The organism is Sporosarcina sp. Y838, from assembly GCF_056786515.1.
Map to the genome: position 1 here is coordinate 33,380 of NZ_JBXCJD010000016.1, position 21,138 is coordinate 54,517.

Genomic DNA, 21,138 nt, shown 5'->3' on the forward strand with positions numbered 1-21,138 from the left:
AGATGAAAAAAGGTATTGGAATTATTTTATTGACATTAACGGTGCTGTTAGGCGCATGTGGTGGTAAAGATGAAATCGTAATTAGCGGAAAACCGTGGACGGAGCAATTTATATTGCCGCATATATTAGGTCAATATATTGAATCTGAAACAGATTATAAAGTTACGTACAAAGATGGATTGGGTGAAGTTGCAATTATGACGCCCGCTCTTGAAAAAGGCGATATTGATTTATATGTTGAATATACGGGTACTGGTTTGAAAGACGTTTTAAAAGAGGAGTCTGAAGCAGGGGAGAGTTCTGAAAGTGTATTTGAACGAGTTAAGAAGGGCTATGAAGATGAATTCAATGTAACGTGGCTTGAGCCGCTCGGTTTCGAGAACGGATATACACTTGCATTCACGAAAGATAAAGAATACCAAGCGAAAACGTATTCTGATCTTGTTGCAATTTCGACGGATGAAGAAATGATTTTCGGTGCACCGCATGCTTTTTACGAACGAAAAGGTGACGGCTACGATGACATGGTAAATTCATATCCATTCACATTCAAAGATACAAAAAGCCTAGATCCCAATGTAATGTATGAAGCGGTGAAAAATGGAGATGTTGATGTTATACCGGCTTTCACAACGGATAGTCGTATTCAAATGTTCGAACTTGCAACGACAGAAGATGATCTCGGATTTTTCCCGAAATACGATGCAGCGCCAGTTGTACGTCAAGAAACATTGAAGAAATTCCCAGATCTTGAAAAAGTATTGAATAGCCTTGCAGGTAAGATTACAGAAGAAGATATGTTGAAAATGAATGCCCGCGTTGATTTGGATAAGGAAAAACCGGAGGACGTTGCAAAGGATTTCCTGATTGAAAAAGGATTAATTAAGAAATAAGAGTAAACCGTTCCCGCTGGACTGGGAACGGTTTACTCCATTTATACACAATATTTCTCTGTGTGTTATTGAAAACCCGCATATTTAAGTTGGCAGTTTTTCCAAATTCACCTCGCCCATTTTAATATTGTAATTCCAGGGAATAGTAATACTGATGTGGAGGACGATTATTATGTATAAACCTATAGACAAATCTTTTTTCGAGGCACCCGTACTTGAACTTGCACGAAATCTGTTAGGGCAATATATCGTTCACGAGCAACCCGAGGGAACAATTGTTGTCCGTATTGTGGAAACGGAAGCATATCATGGATCTGAGGATCAGGCGGCACATAGTTTTGAAAATAGGCGAACGAAACGGACTGAAGTGATGTTTGGAACTGCTGGGTTAGTCTATACGTATCAAATGCATACACATACATTGATGAATGTTGTGGGAGGGCCAATTGGAACGCCCCATGCTATTTTAATCCGGGGGGCGGAACCTGTGGCCGGATTAGAAATGATAAAGGAAAACCGAGGGGGGATTTTGAAAATGACTGATTGGACGAATGGACCTGGTAAGTTATCGAAAGCACTTGGTGTGACCATGCAATACTATGGTCATCATTGGTCAGATAAGCCGTTATTCATTGCTGAAGGCGTTGTTCCGAGAGAAATTATGGCAGGTCCGCGAGTCGGTATTGGAAACTCCGGTGAAGCGGTCCACTATCCATGGCGCTTTTTCGAAAAAGATAATCCCTACGTTTCAAAGTTCCGATCCTAAGTTTACTATTCGCAATGAGAGGTATTGTATTAGAGTAGACACAAAAAAAGGAGTGCATTTAAATTGGCTAAAATAGCAACTTTAATCACGGATCTGTTTGAAGACTCAGAGTACACGGAACCGGCAAAAGCATTTAAAGATGCCGGTCATGAAGTCGTTACAATTGAAAAAGAGGCAGGTAAGGTAGTGACAGGTAAGAAAGGGAATGTAAAAGTAACGACGGATCACGGTATTGGAAACGTGAAGCCAGCAGACTTTGATGCATTATTCATTCCAGGAGGTTTTTCACCGGATCAGCTTCGTGCAGATGATCGATTTGTAAAGTTTGCAAAAACATTTATGGATGATAAAAAACCTGTATTTGCAATTTGTCATGGGCCTCAATTATTGATTACTGCAAAGGCATTGGAGGGTAGAGATGCCACCGGCTATAAATCGATAAAAATCGACATGGAAAATGCTGGTGCGAAATATGCTGATAAAGAAGTTGTTGTTTGTCAAAATCAGCTCGTTACAAGCCGAACGCCTGACGATATTCCTGCGTTTAATCGAGAATCTTTGAAACTTCTAGAGAAGTAATAATCCATATAAAAAACAAAATTTTCTTGAAGGCCATCTATTGGCCTTTTTTTTTGTTGAAAATGTTTCACAAGAGTGATAAGTTAGAACAGTACTACAACACACAGGGTTTAAATTCAGACTATTTAGTGTAATTGTTAACTTTATGTGTGATGAAATAATGGGGGGAACATCATGAAAAACGTAATTAAAATGGGAAGCGCTTTCATCGGAATTATCGTTGGTGCAGGATTTGCTTCTGGCCAGGAAATTCTACAATATTTTACAAGTTTCGGACTTCTTGGCGCAGCGGGGGCAGTTGTTTCGACAGCATTATTTGCATATCTCGGAATGATCCTAACTCGCCTTGGAAGCCGTATGCAGACTACTTCACATAAAGAAGTAATTTACAAAATTAGTGGTCGATACTTAGGGATTCTTATTGATTATATAATTATTTTTACATTGTTTGGTGTTGGTGTCGTTATGATAGCTGGAGCAGGATCGAACTTAAATCAGCAATTCGGCTTACCACCATTTGTCGGAAGTCTCCTGATGATTGTTCTTGTCATGTTGACGGTTATGCTTAATGTCGATAAAGTCGTGGGCATTATTGGTAGTATTACCCCATTCTTGGTTCTGGCAGTTGTTCTTGTATCCATCTACAGTTTGGTGACAATGGAAAACTCTTTCGCAGATCTTAATTCAACTGCACTTGCAGTGAAAACAACTTTGCCGAACTGGTTCATTTCCGCCATAAACTATGTATCGTTTAACATTGCTGTTGGTGCCTCTATGGCCCTTGTCATGGGTGGAGCAGAGAAGAATGAGAAAGTAGCTGCGTGGGGTGGATTGCTCGGCGGACTAGCTCTAGGGATCCTTATCCTATTAAGCCACTTAGCTATTTTCGCGAAAATTGAACTGGCCGGAGATTCTGAGTTGCCAATGCTGGCAATTATTAACGAGGTATCACCTATATTAGGTATTTTGATGGCATTCGTTCTGTACGGAATGATTTTCAATACAGCTGTGAGTATGTTCTTTTCATTCGGAGCACGTTTCATACAAATCAATACGAAGAAATTCAATTACTTTGTTTTAGTAACGCTTGTAATCGGGTTTGTGTTGAGTTTCGTTGGCTTTACGAAGCTTGTGGCTTATTTCTATCCACTAATCGGTTATCTTGGACTATTGCTTATAGCGGTCTTAATTTACAGTTCATTCAAGCTCCCGCCTAAAGCTCAAAGATGATTCATCAAGAAGAATAAATTCAGAGAACCCCTTTCACTGGAGTATGCATCTAGTGAAGGGGGTTCCTTCTTTAAACTGAAGTTTTCAACAACAAAAACCGCTATCCAGCTTGGATGACGGTTTTTGTTGTGTGTTTAATAAATCATGAAATATCAGACCAAGCTAACTTCTAAGGTGGAGATTTTATGCTTAGCTCACTACTTTTAGCATTTTTAGGAATTATACGCTTACCAAATCAAGCTCTTGGGCTGGTCCAAAGAATTCAAAGTTGACTTTTTCCTCTGAAATTCCCATTGCATATAAATCTTTAATGACAGACTGCATGAACACTGTCGGTCCGCAGACGTAGATGTCGCTTCCTTCAATGACATGGGCTGCAAGGAAGTCACGGTTGATGAAGCCATCGCCTTCATCAGAATACAGTACAGCATAAGTTGACGAAGGCATCGATTCATTCAACGTTCGTAGTTTTGCATCAAACGCCTGGTGTTGGCGCGTACGTGCAGAATGCAAGAACGCAGCGGGACGGTCAGGTGTGTTTTTTGCGATTGCGTCAAACATACTCATCATTGGAGTGATACCCACACCGCCGCTAATCAGCGTGACAGGAGTCGAACTATCTATGTCAAGGTGGAAGACACCTGCAGGAACACTAACTTCAACTGTATCTCCGACGTTCATTTCCTGATGAAGATTAACAGACATCTTGCCGTTTGGCGTGTTTTCATCTTCACGTTTAACAGAAATACGGTAAGAATCGCCAGTTGGAGCTTGCGACAAACTATACTGACGGTTCAGAATATACTCTTCACCAGGGATTGTAACGCGTAAAGTAATGTATTGCCCAGGTTTGTAAGAAGGAAGTTCTTTTCCATCGACGGGTTTTAAATAGAAGGATGTAATGACATCACTCTCAACTACTTTGTCTGCAATGACGAAGTCTTTGAACGTTTTCCATCCGCCGTCCATTTCTTCTGCATCTGCATACATCTTTTTCTCGATACCGATGAATACACCTGCAATCACTTCGTAAGCTTCTCCCCATGCGCCGATAATTTCGGGAGTAGCTGCATCGCCCAATACTTCTTTAATGGCGCCTAATAGATAATATCCAACAATGGGGTATTGTTCTGGCGTAATGTTAAGTGATTTGTGCTTGTGAGCAACTTGAACGACAGCTGGCAATACAGCCTCGAGGTTATCGATGTTAGCAGCTGCTGCGTAAACAAGACCTGCAAGAGCACTTTGTTGGCGTCCTTGTGATTGGTTGGCGTGATTAAAAATGTTGAGAAGTTCAGGGTGAGCCTCAAACATATTTTTGTAAAATACTGTTGTAATTGTTTTTCCGTGTTGTTCTAAGACAGGTACTGTTGATTTGATAATCGTGATGGTTTCTTCTGATAGCATGTGAAACACGACCTTTCAAAGTTGTTAGTACAAGCATAAACGATGATAAGCTTTAAAGATAGATATATAATACATCTTTAAGAAAGGTTTATAATTTAGTCACATTTCTATCACCTTCTTGCCACAAACGTTATAATAGTATCGGAAAGAGTGGTGAAATTATGCGTCTTACGATGTATACAGATTTTTCTTTACGTGTATTAATTTACTTGGGTGCAAAAGAACACGGAGAACTATCGAAGGTTCAGGACATTTCAGATGCTTACGGCATTTCGAAAAATCATTTGACGAAAGTTGTACACGAGCTTGGAAAAATGGGGTTGATCGAGACGATTCGTGGTCGAGGTGGCGGGATAAGAATGAAGGTAGAGCCTGAAAATATCAATGTCGGAGAACTTGTTCGAAAGACTGAAGATGATTTCCACCTCGTAGAGTGTTTCAATCTCCAATCGAATAGTTGTATACTATCACCGGTCTGTCGGCTGAAAGGTGCTTTACATGAAGCATTGAATGCCTATTTGACAGTTTTGGATAATTATACGGTCGCTGATTTCATCGTTAATAAAGATGAATTAGCAGCGATTTTATTTGACCGTCCTTTATGATAATATGAAATAGAATATAAAATGAGCAGGAGGCTATTTTACATGGAAAAAGTTTTTGTTTTTGGACATAAAAATCCGGATACCGATTCAATCTCTGCCGCTATCAGTTATACATATCTAAAACAGCAATTAGGGATGAATGCTGAAGCAGTGAGACTTGGTGATATTACGAACGAGACAGCTTATGCACTTGAATATTTTGGTTTTGAAGCGCCGCGCTTGATTGAAAAAGCAGCGCCTGAAGTAGCGAAAGTCATTCTTGTCGACCATAATGAGAAACAACAAAGCGTGGATGATATCGATGAAGTACAAATCATTGAAGTGGTGGATCATCATCGTATCGCCAATTTCGAGACCAATGAACCTCTATATTATCGTGCAGAGCCAGTTGGTTGCACAGCGACGATTCTAAACAAACTATTTAAAGAAAACGGTATTGAAATTCCGAAGAACATTGCAGGGCTTATGCTTTCCGCACTTATCTCAGACTCACTATTGTTCAAGTCACCGACGTATACTGATGAAGATCGTGCAGCTGTCGAAGAAATGATAGCCATCACGGGCGTGGATGCACAAGAGTATGGACTGGCTATGTTGAAAGCTGGTGCTGATTTGAGCAATAAAACGCTTGAAGATCTTGTGAAATTGGATGCTAAAGAATTCGCAATCAATGATGTGAAAGTTGAAATTGCACAAGTAAATGCAATCGACGTAAATGATGTCATGAACCGCCAAGCGGATCTAGAAGACCTTCTGTATCGTGTCATTGCTGAAAAAGGACTTGATCTATTTTTGTTTGTCGTTACCGACATATTGAATAATGACTCGATCGTCCTGGTGCTTGGTAAAGAAGCAGTTCGTGCAAGTGCAGCTTTCAATGTGACACTTGTAAACAATACAGCTACTTTAAAGGGCGTCGTTTCCCGCAAGATGCAAATTGTCCCAGTATTGACTGAAGCGTTAAAATGAAATAAATAGTAAAAGGTTGTGATCCGCGAAAAAAGTGGATTGCAACCTTTTTTTGTTTTGTAACAATTTATTGATTACTTGAACAAATGCCGCAAATACCTCTCCGGATCATTCAAAAAGTCTTTCGTCATACTAACATGCCTGATTTCATCGAACGAAACATTCACCAGTTCGCCGTCTTGAATCTCATACAAATCCGCACCAGGATATGCCATAAGCATGGGAGAATGGGTGGAAATGAGGAATCGTGCACCTTCGGCAACCATGTCGTGGAGAATTGCCAGCAATGTGAGTTGTCGATTCGGTGATAAAGGTGCTTCAGGCTCATCGAGGATATAAAAGCCGTTTGGTTGAAACTGTGCTTGAAACAAGTCGAGAAAGCTTTCCCCGTGCGAACGTTTTTCCAATCCTTCGCCGTATAAATTCCGTAGTTCGTTATACGTTCTAGCGTAGGGAAGTACTTCCAGGCTATTCGGATTACGCCTTTTAATCTCTTCTATTTTTTGACGTGCTTCTTCTCGGATGTTGGCAATGCTGCGTATATACGTAACGAAATCAGAAGCCCTGAAAAAGAAGCCGTTGCCTGTTTTCACTGACCAAATTAACTTGAATTCATCTGCCAATTCGAATGCGGGGGATAGTGAACGATCCATTTCCATATGCTCTCCGCTAATGAGTGTACTACCGGCAGCTGCTGCAATACCTTCCAATAACGTCGTTTTACCGCTTCCATTATCTCCGGCGATAATCGTAATAGGGGCTTTCAATGTCAGGGATTCAAAATTTTGAATGATGTCTGGATTGAACGGATAACGGTCTTCATCAGACCTTCGAATCCGTCGAATTTCACGCAAAGTCATAGAAACACCCCTTTTTAGACAGTATACCTTAAAAAGAGGAAACGCTTTATTACAAATTCAGCGGTTTTGTTGCTGGGCCTTCTAGAACTGAGCCGTCCTTTCGGAAGCGTGAACCGTGACATGGACAATCATATGTTTCATCAGCGGCATTCCACCTCGTCCTACAACCCATATGCGTGCAAATAGGGGAGTCCGTACGGGTCAGGTGACCACCCGCAAATTCCTTTAAAACGATGCCGGTATTTTTTAAGGCTTGTAGTAAAAATGTCCCAAACCCCGTTCGATCTGGCGAATATAGTTCGGATGCGGGATTAGTTCTTCCGACAATGAGGTCACTAATTATCCGAGCACTCGCCATTGAATTCGATAATCCCCATTTTCGATAACCCGTACTCAAATAGACATAAGGCATGCTTGCAGAAATTATTCCCGCGTACGGTATCAAATCCGATGTCTGTGGATCTTGTGCGGACCAGCCATGAGTGATTGTGTATAGCCTATATAAATCTCTTACTTCGGTATAAAGTCGATTGTAATATACTTGCGTATCGCTTTCCATGCCTGCCTGATGGCTTTCGCCTGATAGTAGGAAAAATGTTTTTCCATCAATTTGCGCAGTTCGGATTGACCGTTTCGGTTCGTCGACTGAAATATATTGGCCACGTAGAGCCATATTACCTTCTGCTGAGACGATATAAGAACGGTCGACGGATAACTTCATGATTTGAAGTCCACGCAGTGCTTCTATTGGGTAGTGCGTACATATAATGAGTTCGGTGAATTTAACTTCGTGTCCAGATTTCGTGGAAAGTAGCCGTTTTTTTAAGTCCATCAATACAACATCCGAATTTTCGTAAATACGTGCGCCCGCTTCGACTGCGAGCTTTGCTAGATGTTGCCCGAAACGAACAGGATGAATCTGGCTTTCATTTTTCAAGGTGAGTGTTGCATCCATCTGTATCGGCAATTCTGAGTTTTTTCCGAATTCGCCCGGGATACCAAGTTCCTCATAGGCTTTCATTTCATAACGAAGCATATCAGTGCCAAGTTTGGATTGGGAGTAAAGAATAGAGTCCGCTATCTTAAGTTCACTTTTATTGGCAAAGGACTTGCCGAATTGGACAGCTTCTTGATTCACTTCAAAATACAATTTTGCATTGTCGCGTCCGAATTGTTTCAGTAGCTTTGCATAGATGAGGCCATGTTGGACAGTGAGTTTCCCTGTAGAGTTACCTGTGGCCCCTGCCAGAATCGTATCTTTTTCAAGCAGAATTACATCTTTCCCTTCCTTTGCTAGAAAGTAAGCGTTGGCAATTCCGCTTAGACCACCGCCAATGATACAGACGTCACAAGTGATATCACCATCGATTTCAGGGGAGGCTTCTCGGGGGTGTGCAGTACTTAGCCATAATGAATTGGTCAAAATTATAACCTCCGTCAAGAATGTTCGAAATAGTAGTAAGCATATTCATTGTTCCCTTCTTGGATTGAATTTAAAATAGGGATATGAAAGGTGGTAAATATAATTTGAAAATCGAGATTTGGTCAGACTACGTTTGCCCGTTTTGTTACATTGGTAAACGCAGATTAGAAGAGGCACTGGAACAAACCGGTCTTTTGGAAAAAGCTGAAATTGTTTTCAAAGCCTATGAACTTGATCCGAATTCGGCTGCTGAGTCGAATGATTCTGTACGGGTGGATCTAGCTAAAAAGTATGGTATGAGTGCTCAAGAGGCAAAAAACATGACCGATAATGTGGAGCTACAGGCAAAAACTGTAGGACTAGATTACGACTTTGATAAAATGACGCCTGCAAATACATTTAATGCACATCGTCTCGCGAAACTTGCGGAACAGGAGGGCCACAGCAAGGTAGTAACGGAAAACTTACTGAAGGCTTACTTCATCGATGGGGAGAAGATTGGAACAGATGACGTGTTGCTCCGTATTGCCGAAGAGGCAGGACTTTCCCGCGACCGTGTGAAAGAAGTTCTCGATTCTGATGAATTTGCAGAAGACGTAAAAATGGATATAGAGGAAGCTGGACAACTTGGCGTGAAGGGTGTTCCGTTTTTCGTGATTAATCGTAAGTACGCAATTTCAGGTGCTCAACCTGTTGATGCATTTGCTGAAGCTCTCCGCCAAGCTGAAGAAGCATAAGTTTAACCAATACCAAATTAAAATGGACCAAGAGATCATAATGATCACTTGGTCCATTTATTTGTTTCAACGATAGGCACTGGGTGCCAATTGCTATTATTATTGAGCAGGGTTAAGTTGTAAGTCGATTGTAATCTTAATATCATCGCCAACCAGAACGCCACCTGCTTCAAGTGCTTGGTTCCATGTAAGACCGAATTCTTTTCTTGAGACTTTGCCTTCAACTTCAAAAGCAGCGACATCTACACCCCAAGGGTTTTTAGCAGTACCTTCGTATTCAGCTTCGAACGTAATTTCTTTCGTCACGTCTTTAATTGTCATATCGCCGGTAACGTCGTATTCGTTGCCGCCTTTTTTAGTGATAGCTGTTGAAACGAATGTGATGCTTGGAAATTGCTCTGTATCAAAGAAATCGGCAGAACGAAGGTGATTATCACGGTCTTCGCTGTTTGTATGAATTGTATTAGCGTCAATTGTGAAATTGAGGTTGGCGCCTGTCAAGTCCTCAGGGCTACCTTCAAATGTACCTTCTACCCCTGTGAAACGTCCTTTTACTTTAGAAACCATCATGTGCTTTACTGAAAAACCTACGCTTGTATGTGAAGCGTCTACAGTCCATTTTGTCATTGTGAAAAACTCCCTTTCATATTTGAATATGTTTCTACTATATTCCATAAGTATCTTGAAGTCAAGGTATTTATTTGGATGAATTTGGAGGGAATTGAGGAGGTCGATTTCAAATCAATTAGAATTCCTTGTCAAAAGAATAATTTCCAAGCATACTATTAAAGATGAAAAGCTTTATATTGAAAGGATTGAATGTTGATGTCAAAACATCAATGGTTTAAAGAACTTCAGAAAAAAATTACACAAGGCACATTACTAATTGACGAACCACTTGGCAAATACACGATGACAAAACTTGGAGGAGCTGCAGACCTTCTCGTCATCCCTGGAACTATAGATGAAACAGAAGCCACAGTACGCTACGCATATGAAAATAAGATTTCGTTGTTATTACTGGGAAATGGGTCAAATATGGTCGTCAGGGATGGCGGTGTAAGGGGGATTGTCCTTCATTTGTCAGAGCTTAGTGAAATAAGAATTGAAGGTTCGCTCATACATGCAGAAGCGGGTGCACTGATTATTGATGTTTCAAAACGTGCAGCAGCAGCTAGACTGTCGGGCATCGAATTTGCATGCGGAATTCCGGGCTCTATCGGAGGTGCAATGGCGATGAATGCCGGTGCATACGGAGGGGAAATAAAAGATATCATTGTTCAGGCGACGGTGCTGACGCCAAAGGGCGAGCGGCTAATTCTCACAAAAGATGATCTCGAACTCGGTTATCGTCAAAGTATTATTTCGAAAAATGGTTACTTTGTTCTGTCTGCTGAATTCCAGCTTGTACAAGGAAGTCAGGATGTCATTGATGCGAAAGTAGCTGACTTGACTTTCCAACGCGAGTCTAAGCAACCGCTTGAGTATCCTTCAGCCGGAAGTGTGTTTAAACGACCTCCGGGCTATTTTGCAGGAAAACTCATACAAGACTGCGGTATGCAGGGGAAAGGGCATGGAGGTGCAGAAGTATCATTGAAGCACGCCGGTTTTATCATCAATAAAAACAATGCGACAGCTTCTGATTACATTCAGACAATTGATATGGTTAAAGCGGAGGTTAAAAAGAAGTTTGACATAGACCTTGAGCTTGAAGTGAAAATCGTAGGCGAAGAAATAGAGGAGTAACAAAAAGCGGATGCCCATAAATGGGCATCCGCTTTTTGTTACTTATTTAAGTAGTTTTACAAGAGAACAAAGAGGGATCAGTCACTTGGTCATCTGTAATGTGTACTTGACACATTTTATTGTTACTCATAAATTTAAAAATCCCGTTGTTGAAATCGGTTCCGATTTCTTTAAAGAAAATACCTTCAAAACGGACTTCTTTTGATAATTTGAAATTGATACGGAAACCGTCCCCATCTTCTACTAAATAGGCACGAATTCCTTTTTCAAACATTCCATCGATTTCGTCACGAATGGCACGATCGACAGAGACGACATGGAAGTCAACAAACGTGATTTCACGCAGGAGTACGTTCATGAACGACCCTTTTGTAATCTCTTCCCATCTGCTTTGAGCCGTTTGCCCGATAATTATTTGTGTAATGTTGTTTTTATGAGCTACTTCTTTTATCACTTTTGCAGAAGGTCGTTTTTCATTATCCTTGACGATGAATTCTTCTACATCCAATTCCTCGGCAAGCTCTTTCCAGCGATCGATATACTCAGATTTTTCCGCATCAAATTCATCGTAAGGCAATGGGTCTACAGTTAAAATATACATAGGACAATCCATGATTGTCGCGATTTTATGTCCACGTCTAATGAGACGTTCACCATTTGGACCGTAGTAGACACAAACGAGAATACTCTCGTCCATACGACCTTTTACTTTGCCCATGACGGTAGTCACCTCTTAATTATTATTTGTCTAATTATATATCTGTATATGAAGTTTAACATTAATTGAAAACCAAGCAATTATATATGAAACTGCTTCACTTGACAAGAAATAAGTAAATCGAATGCCTTCAAAGTGCTAACCATGTCGTTATAGTGTATAATTTCTTGTATAAACTTATAGAGTTTCCCCTTCTGCTTGTTAGCTATAGCTCCCTATTATCCCGTCAGATACGACGCAGGTCAAGTGCACACTTAACTATTATTAAAATTTACAATCCCTACACACTCAGAGCTATCGGTTTCCGTGTACTTTCTAGGTGAATAAAATCAACGGGATTAATCTGTTTAGAACTGGAGGTTTGCATTTGTTATCAATTACGTTAGCCATTTTCACTCCGTTTTTGGCTGCTCTCTTTATCCCGTACATTTATAAGCGGGTCCCGAGCCGAAATATCGGATGGTTTGTCATGGTTGTTCCACTAACATTATTTATTTTTCTGGCTAGTTATATTCCTTCTGTTGCGGGAGGGATAACGTATATACATACAATTAAATGGATTGATTCTGCAGGAATTAATTTTACGACGTATCTTGACGGACTAAGTATGATTTTCGCACTACTTATAACTGGGGTAGGAAGTTTAGTCATTCTCTATTCCATATATTATTTATCCGAACGTGAAACGTTAGGGCGATTTTATGTTTATCTTTTAATGTTCATGGGTGCAATGCTCGGTGTGGTCCTGTCAGATAATCTGATGGTACTTTATGTTTTTTGGGAATTGACAAGTATTTCGTCGTTCTTATTAATCGCGTTTTGGTATCACAGGAAAAAGTCCAGATCAGGCGCGCAAAAATCGTTGCTTATTACAGTTTCAGGCGGAGTGGGGATGCTTGCCGGTTTTATTATGCTTCATGCAATGACGGGATCATTTAGTGTGCGTGAAATAATTGGGACCATTGGCCAGTATACAGATGAAACTCTTTTCATACCGGCAATGTTGCTCGTTTTACTCGGTGCCTTTACAAAATCAGCACAATTCCCTTTCCACATCTGGTTACCAGATGCTATGGAAGCGCCGACACCTGTTAGTGCCTATTTACACTCTGCAACAATGGTAAAGGCGGGAATTTACCTAGTGGCACGCTTTACGCCTGTATTTGGTGGGGAATCGGTGTGGTTTTATACAGTGACTGGTGTAGGGATATTTACTTTGTTATGGGGTTCTGTTAACGCTGTTCGGCAAACAGATCTTAAAGCCTTGTTGGCTTACTCTACTATCAGTCAGCTCGGTCTGATTATGAGCCTCTTCGGACTGGGTTCTGCGGCACTGAACGAAGGCTACAGTGCAGACTCGGTTATTTACACGCAAGCTGGATTTGCAGCTTTGTTTCATCTAATTAACCATTCTACGTTCAAAGGCGCATTATTCATGGTCGTTGGTATTATTGATCACCAGGTCGGTACGCGGGATATCCGGAGACTTGGTGGACTAATGTCACTTATGCCTGTGACATTTACAATTGGGGTTATCGGAAGTTTTTCGATGGCTGGATTACCACCGTTTAATGGCTTCCTTAGTAAAGAAATGTTTTTTGAATCTGTATTAATTATTCGCAACCTCGATATTTTTGCAATGGGGCCAATATGGGGAACGCTCATACCGGTCGTCGCTTGGCTTGCGAGTGTGTTGACATTTGTTTATAGCATGATTATCGTTTTCCAGACGTTTCTTGGGAAACATCAGCCGGATCGTCTTGACCGGAAGGCACAAGAAGCTCCAGTGGGCATGCTTATTGCACCAGCAATTCTTGCATTACTTGTCCTAGGAATCTTTTTCTTCCCGAATGTCGTGGGACGTTATTTATTGAGTCCCGCGATGGCTTCAATCTATCCGCCATTTGAAGGGGCAAAAGGGCTTGTTCCGCATATATCCGCTTGGCACGGATTTAATATGCCATTACTGATGACATTCGGTGTCGTCATACTGGGCACGTTACTTTATATATTCCTCCGATATTGGCGAGGGATTTATACGATTGTCCCGATGCGTTGGAATCTCGATACTGCATATAACGGTCTATTATCGCAGTTGGAAAATGGGTCGGCATTCCTGACACGGACTTATATGACAGGCTACCTTAGGGATTATCTTGCCTATATATTTATATTCTTCATTGTGACGGTTGGTGGAGGATTATTATGGACAGGCGGGTTTTCCATTGATTTCTCTAATGACGCGCCTATTACAATTAATGAATTCATCATCGTTTTCGTAATGATGGGTGCGAGTATAGCGATTATCTTTGCAAAATCGCGTATAACTGCAATTCTTTTAAATGGTGTTCTCGGTTATTCAATTGCGATTCTCTTCGTTGTATTCCGAGCGCCAGATTTAGCATTAACACAAATTATCGTAGAAACCGTGACTACGGCGTTATTTCTTTTATGTTATTATTTCTTACCGGAATGGAGCAAAGAGAAAGCAACCCGTTCATCAAAGATTACAAGAGGCATTATAGCGGTATCAGTTGGAACGGTTGTAACGGTTCTGGCATTAATCGTCCAGGGAAATAAAATGTTCGATTCAATTTCCAGCTATTTTGAAAATGCTTATGAGCTCACGGGTGGAAAGAATATTGTCAATACGATCTTGGGTGACTTCCGGGCATTCGATACAATGTTGGAAGTTGTCGTTCTTTTCATCGCGGGAATCGGAGTGTTTACATTAATTAAACTAAAGGCGGGGAAGGGGGACAAGGACGTTGAAAACTAATGATGTCATTTTACAAACTGTGACGAAAATCGTTGTCTTCATCATTTTGACGTTTGGTGTTGAATTGTTCCTATCTGGCCACAATAATCCCGGAGGGGGTTTCATAGGCGGTCTTGTCCTATCTTCTGCTTTCGTCCTGCTCTATTTGGTATTCGATATCGAAACAGTTCATAAGGGAATTCCATTCGATTTCAAGAAAATTGCAGCATTCGGAGTCTTGCTCGCTGTGGGAACGGGACTCGGACCGGTTATCTTCGGCGCTGAGTTCCTAACAATTACGGCTAGCCATGTCAATTTACCAGTGTTCGGGGAAACAGAGCTGTCGACTATGGTTCTTTTCGAGGCTGGGGTGGCGCTGACTGTTGTCGGCGTCGTCGTAACAATTATATTAAGTATTAGTGAGGATGTGTAGCTGATGGAAACGTTAATAACGATACTCGTTGGAGTGCTGGTAACGGTTGCTGTCTATATGTTGCTATCCAAAAGTCTGGTTCGGGTTATTCTAGGTACTGCTATTTTGTCACATGCTGTACATTTGCTCTTAATGACGATGGGTGGACTGAAAAAAGGTGCTGTCCCACTATTAGGTGAAAATGCAGAAAGCTATACGGATGCTCTCCCGCAGGCGCTAATTCTCACAGCAATAGTAATCAGCTTTGCGGTGACTTCGTTTTTACTGGTACTAGCTTACCGAACATACAATGAGACTGGATCGGACAGTCTGACTGCATTGAGAGGGTTCGAAGATGAATAATATTGTTGTAATGCCGATGATTATCCCTTTATTGACGGGGATTTTACTAATATTTCTTAGACGCAATATAAAAACTCAACGGGGATTCAGTCTAATTTCCATTACAGTGACCATCGCCGTGAGTATATACATATTGAATCTGATTCAGGCGGATGGGATTTTACGGATTGATTTCGGTGGCTGGTTGCCGCCTTACGGGATTTCGTTCGTTGCGGATTCATTTTCCATGCTACTCGTATTGACGACCGCGATTGTTACAGGAATCATTCTAATTTATGCGTTTTCTTCAATCGGACGGGCACATGAAAATATGTTCTTTTATCCATTCGTGTTTTTTCTCATTGCTGGTGTAAACGGCTCGTTCTTGACTGGTGATTTATTTAACTTATTCGTCTGTTTCGAAGTGATGTTATTAGCTTCCTACGTTCTTATTACACTTGGGGGTAGGAAAGTACAACTTGTCGAATCGATAAAGTATGTCTCCATAAATGTGCTGTCATCTTGGTTTTTCCTAGTCGGCATCGCGTATTTATACGGCACAGTAGGAACGCTCAATATGGCGCATCTATCCGTTCGTATTGCGGAAGTCGGACAAGGGCCACTATTGACAGTGATTAGTATTATATTTTTAATAGTCTTCAGTTTGAAATCTGGACTACTTCTTTATTTTTGGCTACCAGGATCATACAGTGCACCGCCGACAGCGGTTGCGGCCTTGTTCGGTGCGTTACTTACGAAAGTGGGTGTCTATGCTATGTTCCGCGTGTTTACACTCATCTTTTATCACGAGCCGGGTGTAACACATTCGATGATTGGCATCATGGCTGCGGTAACGATGATTGGCGGATGTTTCGGTGCAATTGCCTACAATGATATTCGACAGATTGTTTCCTACAATGTCGTTATTGCAGTCGGATTTATACTTGTTGGACTAGCTGTTTCGACAGAAGTGGCAATCCAAGGGTCTATCTATTATCTGATTCACGACATGATTATCAAAGCACTGTTATTCCTGATTGCCGGAACGATGGTTTACTTGACAGGAACAGGTAGGATTGAAAAAATGAGCGGCTTGATCCGAAATTATCCGTTGCTGGGTTGGCTATTTTTCATCACGATGCTGTCGCTTGCCGGAATTCCACCACTTAGCGGATTCATCGGTAAAGTGTACATCGGACAGGGCGCAATTGAAACGGGTTCATTCGTTTTGCTGGCAATTGCCTTCGCATCTAGTATTTTTGTGCTTTATTCATTGTTGCGCATTTTCATGAACTGTTTCTGGGGTGAAACAATCATTAATGAAGATGACGATGTCCCGCTAAAAAAAGGGATGCTTATTCCACTCGTGCTGTTCGGTATTTTGACTATTGCATTGGGAGTTGGAGCAGAGGGACTTGCACCATACGTTTCTGATGCGGCACGCACGCTGATGAATCCCGAAATTTATATCGATGCAGTTTTGAAAGGCAACGGATAATCGAGAACACTCCTATCCATTAACCGTAAAGAAGAGGTGACCGTTTATGCCAGCCCAATTATTGTTGAATTTATTTATAGCTTTGCTCTGGATGCTCCTAATGGATGAAGACGAGTTGAAGTTTACGACTTTCTTTGCTGGCTTCCTAGTAGGGATTGGAATCATATTTTTCATGCACCGATTTTTCGGTACCCGATTTTACTTGCGCCGCTTATACGCAACCATTAAGTTGCTCTTCATCTTCATTTCGGAGTTGACCAAATCCAGTGTCGTCGTATTGAAACAAATTCTTAGCCCAACGCTGAAAATTAAACCAGGTATTTTCAAATATGAAACTGTATTGAATAGTGATTCGGAAGTAACGTTGCTATCATTGCTTTTGACATTGACCCCGGGTTCTGTCGTCATGGAAGTATCCCTTGAGGGAAATGTACTTTACATCCACGCGATGGACGTCGAACAATCACGTGATGGACTCTTAATGCAGTTGCATAACTTTGAAAGAGCGATCATGGAGGTGACCCGCTAATGATTCAAGTAATGCTAACAACTTCGCTCATATTATTTTCGATAACAATAGCCATTGCTGTCATACGGATTATTCTCGGACCATCTATGCCGGACCGGGTTATAGGTCTTGATGTCATAGGTGTCAATTTAATTGCCACGATAGCTGTCATTTCAGTAATGATGAACACAAAGTCGTTTTTAGAAGTCATCCTCATAATGGGAATTCTATCGTTCATCGGAACAATCGCCTTCTCGAAATTCATTGAGAGGGGTGTTATTGTTGAACGTAAACGCGATCGGTGAATTTCTAGGTGCATTTCTAATCTTGCTAGGCGGAATTGCGAGCGTAATCAGCGTGTTCGGACTGCTTCGGTTACCTGACGTTTATACGAGATCCCACGCAGCTACGAAAAGCTCGACGCTCTCAGTTTTGCTGACTTTGTCAGGTGCTTTCATTTACTTTTTGTTTAGTCAACACTTCGTAAGTGTTCGTCTACTTCTTGGAATTGTTTTTGTCTTTCTGACTGCACCGGTTGCCGGGCATGTGATTGTCCGTGCAGCTTACCGTTCGAATGTAAAACTTGCAGCGATTTCTACTGAGGATGAATTGTATGATGTATTACATAAGGATAAAGAAGAGGATGGGACCGGCGACTAAAGTCGGGTCTATCCTTTTCTTTGATTATATGAAGGACTAGAAGGCATGTTGCGAATGGGTCAGAATCGGCTTGATTGAGCGAGGGATGCCATCGTTGAATAGTACGAGAATATACGTAAAAGTGGAAAAGCGGGACGCAAATGCGCTCCGTTTTTCCACTTTAAGACTGCGGCTGCCGGGAACAACGAGATCGACAGCATTACTATTCGCGTAATTCACGATTGTTGGTCCGACGACCCCGTGTTTAATGACAAGTTGATGTGGGGTGTGTAACTGCTCAATAGGCTCCTCAATCGGCGTTGGATGTTTCTTGCGGACGATAATGCAAATCATCGATTCCGGCATTGTAAGCGACGAGTTATGAGTTTTTCGAGCCGTCATTGCAGTTTAGTCGTGCCACGTTCTAGCAGAAATTCTGGATTTCGTCCATGCAGGTATATTGAAACGCCGATGAACGAATAAACATTCAAACCATCGTTTGATTAACCTTGCAACTTCTCGGAATTTTGCATATACTAATTACAATCAAACAAACATTTGAATGAGGTGTATATAGGATGATAAAAGAAGTGTGTGAAGTGGTATCAGTTCATGAAGAAGTCGTTGAAGGTGTACAGAAAGCGCTCCCGGATTTAGGAGCTGCAGTAGGGATATTCAAAGCGTTGGCAGATGAAACAAGATTGAAAATCGCTTATTCCCTGACGATAGAAGAAGAAATGTGTGTCTGCGATGTTGCGGCAGTCATTGGTTCTTCAGTCGCTACTGCATCCCATCATTTACGGTATTTGCGCGTTCAAGCACTTGCTAAGTCCAGGAAAAAAGGGAAAATGGTCTACTATTCACTTGCAGATGATCACATCTACAAACTTGTGAAGATTGCACATGAGCATGCGATTGAAGGTGTTGAATTTGACAACGGTTGAAAAACAAGAATATCGGCTTGAGAATCTGACTTGTGCCAGTTGTGCCATGAAGTTCGAAAATAACGTCAAAAAATTACCATCTGTACAAGATGCGCAAGTGAATTTTGGTGCTTCTAAATTAGCATTCAGCGGTACCGCAAGTATAGAAGACCTTGAAGCAGCGGGTGCTTTTGATGGCATTAAAGTGGTTTCGCTACAGCGTAAGGTAATTGAAGCGAAGATACCTTTCTTTAAACGCAAGGAAAATCTTGTTACACTTTTTTCGCTTATCTTTTTAATGGTAGGGATGGCTATCTCATTCCTCTACTCAGAAACACATCCGGCGGCGATACTATTTTTTGCCATTGCAATCGTAGTTGGCGGAGCGGGGATATTCAAAACAGGATTGCTAAACCTTGTTCGTTTTGAATTTGATATGAAAACATTAATGACCATTGCGATTATCGGCGCTGCAATCATTGGTGAATGGCGTGAAGGCGCGGTTGTTGTCTTTTTGTTCGCAGTCAGTGAAGCCTTGGAAGCCTATTCAATGAACAAAGCTCGGCAGTCAATCCGAAAGTTAATGGATATTGCACCGCCCTCTGCTTTGGTAAAACGCGGAGTAGAATTGGTGGAGCTTTTGACAGAAGACATCCGCGTCGGGGATATCCTCATCGTGAAACCTGGACAGAAGATTGCCATGGACGGTGCGATCCTGACGGGAGCATCTACAGTGAATCAATCGGCGATTACGGGTGAATCCATTCCTGTTCTTAAAAAGCCAGGTGATAATGTGTTTGCGGGAACACTCAATGAAGAAGGAGCGCTCGAAGTAACGGTCACGAAGCTTGTTGGGGATACAACAATTGCGAAAATTATCCACCTAGTAGAAGAAGCACAGGCGGAAAAAGCGCCATCGCAAAAATTTGTCGATAAATTTGCCAACTATTACACACCTGTTATTATCGTGATAGCCATTTTAGTGGCTATCATTCCTCCTTTACTTGGTGGGGATTGGAGCGCTTGGATTTATCAAGGACTCGCAGTACTTGTCGTCGGTTGTCCGTGTGCGCTTGTAGTTTCCACGCCGGTAGCGATCGTGACCGCGATTGGAAACGCTGCGCGTCAAGGCGTACTTATTAAAGGCGGTATCCACCTTGAAGAGACGGGAAGGCTTAATGTTGTCGCTTTCGATAAAACAGGCACATTAACAAAAGGCTATCCGGAAGTAACAGATTTCATTCCTAGTGATGAAGGAAGTCGAGTACAATTACTAAATGCAATTGCAGCCGTCGAATCGTTGTCACAGCATCCGCTTGCGAAAGCTGTCGTTGATTATGCGCATGCATTCGGTGCTCAGAAAGTTCGGGTTTCAAATTTCCAATCAGTAACTGGAAAAGGAGCTTATGCTGAGGTTGATGGCGTGAGGACTTATATCGGAAGTATCAGTTGGGCGCAGGAGCTGTCATCGTTGCCGGAATCAGTCTTACACCAAGCGGCATCCCTTCAACAGCAAGGGAAGTCAGTGATGGCTATTGTATCAGGATCGGTGTTCGGTGGATTGCTGGCAGTAACGGATCCGATTCGCGCGGAAAGCCGAGAGGTTCTTCAACAATTGAAGAGTATTGGAATCCGTCATTCAGTTATGTTGACAGGAGATCATCAGGTGACGGCAGAAGCAATTGCTGCTGAATTGGGCGTTACGGATGTGCGTGCCGGTCTGATGCCTGAAGACAAACTGACAGCAATTAAACAATTGAGCAAACAATATGGCCGTGTCGCCATGGTTGGTGACGGAATCAATGACGCCCCTGCTTTAGCGGCAGCATCTGTCGGGATTGCCATGGGCGGGGCAGGAACGGACGCCGCTCTTGAAACAGCTGATATTGCACTGATGGCAGACGATTTAGAAAAACTGCCCTATACAATAAAACTTAGCCGAAAAACATTGCGAATCATCAAAGAAAACATTATGTTTGCATTAGGCTTAAAAATTATTGCGCTGCTCCTTATCATTCCCGGTTGGCTAACATTATGGATTGCCATCTTCGCGGATATGGGTGCGACATTACTCGTTGTACTGAACTCGCTTCGTTTGTTGCGTGTTAATAAGTAAGCAGGTTCT

23 protein-coding genes are annotated in these 21,138 nt (G+C 41.8%); 17 read left to right on the forward strand and 6 right to left on the reverse strand.

All coding sequences use genetic code 11. From position 1 onward, the window contains the following. Positions 1–2 precede the first annotated feature (2 nt). From AC1TO4_RS15565 to AC1TO4_RS15580, 4 genes are all read left to right on the forward strand, one after another. Positions 3–893, forward strand: coding sequence for a glycine betaine ABC transporter substrate-binding protein (locus AC1TO4_RS15565; protein ID WP_482106090.1), 891 nt, complete (start codon positions 3–5; stop codon positions 891–893). 172 nt (positions 894–1,065) lie between these two features. Then, positions 1,066–1,659, forward strand: a complete 594-nt coding sequence (locus AC1TO4_RS15570; RefSeq protein WP_482106091.1) for a DNA-3-methyladenine glycosylase — start codon at positions 1,066–1,068, stop codon at positions 1,657–1,659. A gap of 63 nt (positions 1,660–1,722) precedes the next feature. Then, a complete protein-coding gene (locus AC1TO4_RS15575; protein ID WP_482106092.1) occupies positions 1,723–2,238 on the forward strand; it encodes a type 1 glutamine amidotransferase domain-containing protein in 516 nt (171 codons plus the stop codon). Between the two features lie 174 nt (positions 2,239–2,412). Next, positions 2,413–3,468, forward strand: a complete 1,056-nt coding sequence (locus AC1TO4_RS15580; protein WP_482106093.1) for a YkvI family membrane protein — start codon at positions 2,413–2,415, stop codon at positions 3,466–3,468. A 219-nt stretch (positions 3,469–3,687) separates the two neighbouring features. On the opposite strand, the gene hmpA is transcribed toward AC1TO4_RS15580, so the two are convergent. Beyond that, positions 3,688–4,875, reverse strand: a complete 1,188-nt coding sequence (gene hmpA / locus AC1TO4_RS15585) for an NO-inducible flavohemoprotein (RefSeq protein ID WP_482106094.1) — start codon at positions 4,873–4,875, stop codon at positions 3,688–3,690. 161 nt (positions 4,876–5,036) lie between these two features. Here hmpA and AC1TO4_RS15590 point away from each other — a divergent pair, with 161 nt between their 5' ends. Together AC1TO4_RS15590 and AC1TO4_RS15595 are read left to right on the forward strand one after the other, a co-directional pair. Further along, a complete protein-coding gene (locus AC1TO4_RS15590) occupies positions 5,037–5,480 on the forward strand; it encodes an RrF2 family transcriptional regulator (protein WP_482106095.1) in 444 nt (147 codons plus the stop codon). Positions 5,481–5,522: 42 nt separating this feature from the next. Then, a complete protein-coding gene (locus tag AC1TO4_RS15595) occupies positions 5,523–6,449 on the forward strand; it encodes a manganese-dependent inorganic pyrophosphatase (protein ID WP_482101471.1) in 927 nt (308 codons plus the stop codon). Between the two features lie 74 nt (positions 6,450–6,523). Here AC1TO4_RS15595 and AC1TO4_RS15600 read toward each other — a convergent pair whose 3' ends face one another. Both AC1TO4_RS15600 and AC1TO4_RS15605 read right to left on the reverse strand, forming a co-directional pair. Continuing rightward, a complete protein-coding gene (locus AC1TO4_RS15600; protein WP_482106096.1) occupies positions 6,524–7,309 on the reverse strand; it encodes an AAA family ATPase in 786 nt (261 codons plus the stop codon). A gap of 49 nt (positions 7,310–7,358) precedes the next feature. Further along, entirely contained in the window at positions 7,359–8,732 is a 1,374-nt protein-coding gene (locus AC1TO4_RS15605; RefSeq protein ID WP_482106097.1) for an FAD-dependent oxidoreductase, read from the reverse strand. A gap of 104 nt (positions 8,733–8,836) precedes the next feature. Here AC1TO4_RS15605 and AC1TO4_RS15610 point away from each other — a divergent pair, with 104 nt between their 5' ends. Further along, positions 8,837–9,469, forward strand: a complete 633-nt coding sequence (locus AC1TO4_RS15610) for a DsbA family oxidoreductase (RefSeq protein ID WP_482106098.1) — start codon at positions 8,837–8,839, stop codon at positions 9,467–9,469. Between the two features lie 99 nt (positions 9,470–9,568). On the opposite strand, the gene AC1TO4_RS15615 is transcribed toward AC1TO4_RS15610, so the two are convergent. After that, complete coding sequence (locus AC1TO4_RS15615) at positions 9,569–10,096, reverse strand: YceI family protein (RefSeq protein WP_482101467.1); 528 nt, start codon at positions 10,094–10,096, stop codon at positions 9,569–9,571. 198 nt (positions 10,097–10,294) lie between these two features. On the opposite strand from AC1TO4_RS15615, the gene murB reads away from it, so the two are divergent. Further along, positions 10,295–11,215 (forward strand): UDP-N-acetylmuramate dehydrogenase, encoded by a 921-nt coding sequence (gene murB, locus AC1TO4_RS15620; protein ID WP_482101466.1) that lies wholly within the window; start codon positions 10,295–10,297, stop codon positions 11,213–11,215. 46 nt (positions 11,216–11,261) lie between these two features. On the opposite strand, the gene AC1TO4_RS15625 is transcribed toward murB, so the two are convergent. Next, positions 11,262–11,933: a histidine kinase gene (locus AC1TO4_RS15625; RefSeq protein WP_482106099.1), complete on the reverse strand. Its 672-nt coding sequence runs from the start codon at positions 11,931–11,933 to the stop codon at positions 11,262–11,264. A gap of 367 nt (positions 11,934–12,300) precedes the next feature. Between AC1TO4_RS15625 and AC1TO4_RS15630 the strand changes: the two genes are divergently transcribed. From AC1TO4_RS15630 to AC1TO4_RS15660, 7 genes are read left to right on the forward strand one after another with little or no spacing between them, the layout of a single operon-like run. Next, positions 12,301–14,712, forward strand: a complete 2,412-nt coding sequence (locus AC1TO4_RS15630) for a Na+/H+ antiporter subunit A (RefSeq protein ID WP_482106100.1) — start codon at positions 12,301–12,303, stop codon at positions 14,710–14,712. Beyond that, a complete protein-coding gene (locus AC1TO4_RS15635; protein ID WP_482106101.1) occupies positions 14,702–15,124 on the forward strand; it encodes a Na(+)/H(+) antiporter subunit B in 423 nt (140 codons plus the stop codon). The genes AC1TO4_RS15630 and AC1TO4_RS15635 overlap by 11 nt, the downstream gene beginning before the upstream one ends. A gap of 3 nt (positions 15,125–15,127) precedes the next feature. Continuing rightward, positions 15,128–15,466, forward strand: a complete 339-nt coding sequence (locus AC1TO4_RS15640; RefSeq protein WP_482106102.1) for a Na(+)/H(+) antiporter subunit C — start codon at positions 15,128–15,130, stop codon at positions 15,464–15,466. Continuing rightward, the gene (locus AC1TO4_RS15645; RefSeq protein ID WP_482106103.1) at positions 15,459–16,943 is read left to right on the forward strand and encodes a Na+/H+ antiporter subunit D; all 1,485 of its coding nucleotides are present in this window, start codon (positions 15,459–15,461) and stop codon (positions 16,941–16,943) included. The genes AC1TO4_RS15640 and AC1TO4_RS15645 overlap by 8 nt, the downstream gene beginning before the upstream one ends. Before the next feature lie 46 nt (positions 16,944–16,989). Then, positions 16,990–17,472, forward strand: coding sequence for a Na+/H+ antiporter subunit E (locus AC1TO4_RS15650; RefSeq protein ID WP_482106104.1), 483 nt, complete (start codon positions 16,990–16,992; stop codon positions 17,470–17,472). Further along, on the forward strand, positions 17,472–17,756 hold the full coding sequence (locus AC1TO4_RS15655; protein ID WP_482101459.1) for a Na(+)/H(+) antiporter subunit F1: 285 nt from the start codon (positions 17,472–17,474) through the stop codon (positions 17,754–17,756). Before AC1TO4_RS15650 ends, AC1TO4_RS15655 begins: the two co-directional genes overlap by 1 nt. Continuing rightward, positions 17,734–18,111, forward strand: coding sequence for a Na+/H+ antiporter subunit G (locus tag AC1TO4_RS15660; RefSeq protein ID WP_482101458.1), 378 nt, complete (start codon positions 17,734–17,736; stop codon positions 18,109–18,111). Before AC1TO4_RS15655 ends, AC1TO4_RS15660 begins: the two co-directional genes overlap by 23 nt. A gap of 36 nt (positions 18,112–18,147) precedes the next feature. Here AC1TO4_RS15660 and AC1TO4_RS15665 read toward each other — a convergent pair whose 3' ends face one another. Continuing rightward, complete coding sequence (locus AC1TO4_RS15665; RefSeq protein ID WP_482106105.1) at positions 18,148–18,492, reverse strand: hypothetical protein; 345 nt, start codon at positions 18,490–18,492, stop codon at positions 18,148–18,150. Positions 18,493–18,668: 176 nt separating this feature from the next. Between AC1TO4_RS15665 and AC1TO4_RS15670 the strand changes: the two genes are divergently transcribed. Both AC1TO4_RS15670 and AC1TO4_RS15675 read left to right on the forward strand, forming a co-directional pair. Then, positions 18,669–19,034, forward strand: coding sequence for an ArsR/SmtB family transcription factor (locus AC1TO4_RS15670; protein WP_482101457.1), 366 nt, complete (start codon positions 18,669–18,671; stop codon positions 19,032–19,034). Next, positions 19,000–21,129, forward strand: coding sequence for a heavy metal translocating P-type ATPase (locus AC1TO4_RS15675; RefSeq protein ID WP_482106115.1), 2,130 nt, complete (start codon positions 19,000–19,002; stop codon positions 21,127–21,129). Before AC1TO4_RS15670 ends, AC1TO4_RS15675 begins: the two co-directional genes overlap by 35 nt. Positions 21,130–21,138: the final 9 nt, after the last annotated feature.

What these genes read in the sequence shown, in the direction of transcription:
- AC1TO4_RS15625 (WP_482106099.1), bottom strand. Translation starts at nt 11,933, where the DNA reads ATGGGCAAAGTAAAAGGTCGTATGGACGAGAGTATTCTCGTTTGTGTC.
- AC1TO4_RS15675 (WP_482106115.1), top strand. Translation starts at nt 19,000, where the DNA reads ATGCGATTGAAGGTGTTGAATTTGACAACGGTTGAAAAACAAGAATAT.
- AC1TO4_RS15640 (WP_482106102.1), top strand. Translation starts at nt 15,128, where the DNA reads ATGGAAACGTTAATAACGATACTCGTTGGAGTGCTGGTAACGGTTGCT.
- AC1TO4_RS15590 (WP_482106095.1), top strand. Translation starts at nt 5,037, where the DNA reads ATGCGTCTTACGATGTATACAGATTTTTCTTTACGTGTATTAATTTAC.
- AC1TO4_RS15595 (WP_482101471.1), top strand. Translation starts at nt 5,523, where the DNA reads ATGGAAAAAGTTTTTGTTTTTGGACATAAAAATCCGGATACCGATTCA.
- AC1TO4_RS15580 (WP_482106093.1), top strand. Translation starts at nt 2,413, where the DNA reads ATGAAAAACGTAATTAAAATGGGAAGCGCTTTCATCGGAATTATCGTT.
- AC1TO4_RS15570 (WP_482106091.1), top strand. Translation starts at nt 1,066, where the DNA reads ATGTATAAACCTATAGACAAATCTTTTTTCGAGGCACCCGTACTTGAA.
- AC1TO4_RS15655 (WP_482101459.1), top strand. Translation starts at nt 17,472, where the DNA reads ATGATTCAAGTAATGCTAACAACTTCGCTCATATTATTTTCGATAACA.
- hmpA (WP_482106094.1), bottom strand. Translation starts at nt 4,875, where the DNA reads ATGCTATCAGAAGAAACCATCACGATTATCAAATCAACAGTACCTGTC.
- murB (WP_482101466.1), top strand. Translation starts at nt 10,295, where the DNA reads ATGTCAAAACATCAATGGTTTAAAGAACTTCAGAAAAAAATTACACAA.
- AC1TO4_RS15670 (WP_482101457.1), top strand. Translation starts at nt 18,669, where the DNA reads ATGATAAAAGAAGTGTGTGAAGTGGTATCAGTTCATGAAGAAGTCGTT.
- AC1TO4_RS15645 (WP_482106103.1), top strand. Translation starts at nt 15,459, where the DNA reads ATGAATAATATTGTTGTAATGCCGATGATTATCCCTTTATTGACGGGG.
- AC1TO4_RS15665 (WP_482106105.1), bottom strand. Translation starts at nt 18,492, where the DNA reads ATGACGGCTCGAAAAACTCATAACTCGTCGCTTACAATGCCGGAATCG.
- AC1TO4_RS15565 (WP_482106090.1), top strand. Translation starts at nt 3, where the DNA reads ATGAAAAAAGGTATTGGAATTATTTTATTGACATTAACGGTGCTGTTA.
- AC1TO4_RS15600 (WP_482106096.1), bottom strand. Translation starts at nt 7,309, where the DNA reads ATGACTTTGCGTGAAATTCGACGGATTCGAAGGTCTGATGAAGACCGT.
- AC1TO4_RS15615 (WP_482101467.1), bottom strand. Translation starts at nt 10,096, where the DNA reads ATGACAAAATGGACTGTAGACGCTTCACATACAAGCGTAGGTTTTTCA.
- AC1TO4_RS15650 (WP_482106104.1), top strand. Translation starts at nt 16,990, where the DNA reads ATGCCAGCCCAATTATTGTTGAATTTATTTATAGCTTTGCTCTGGATG.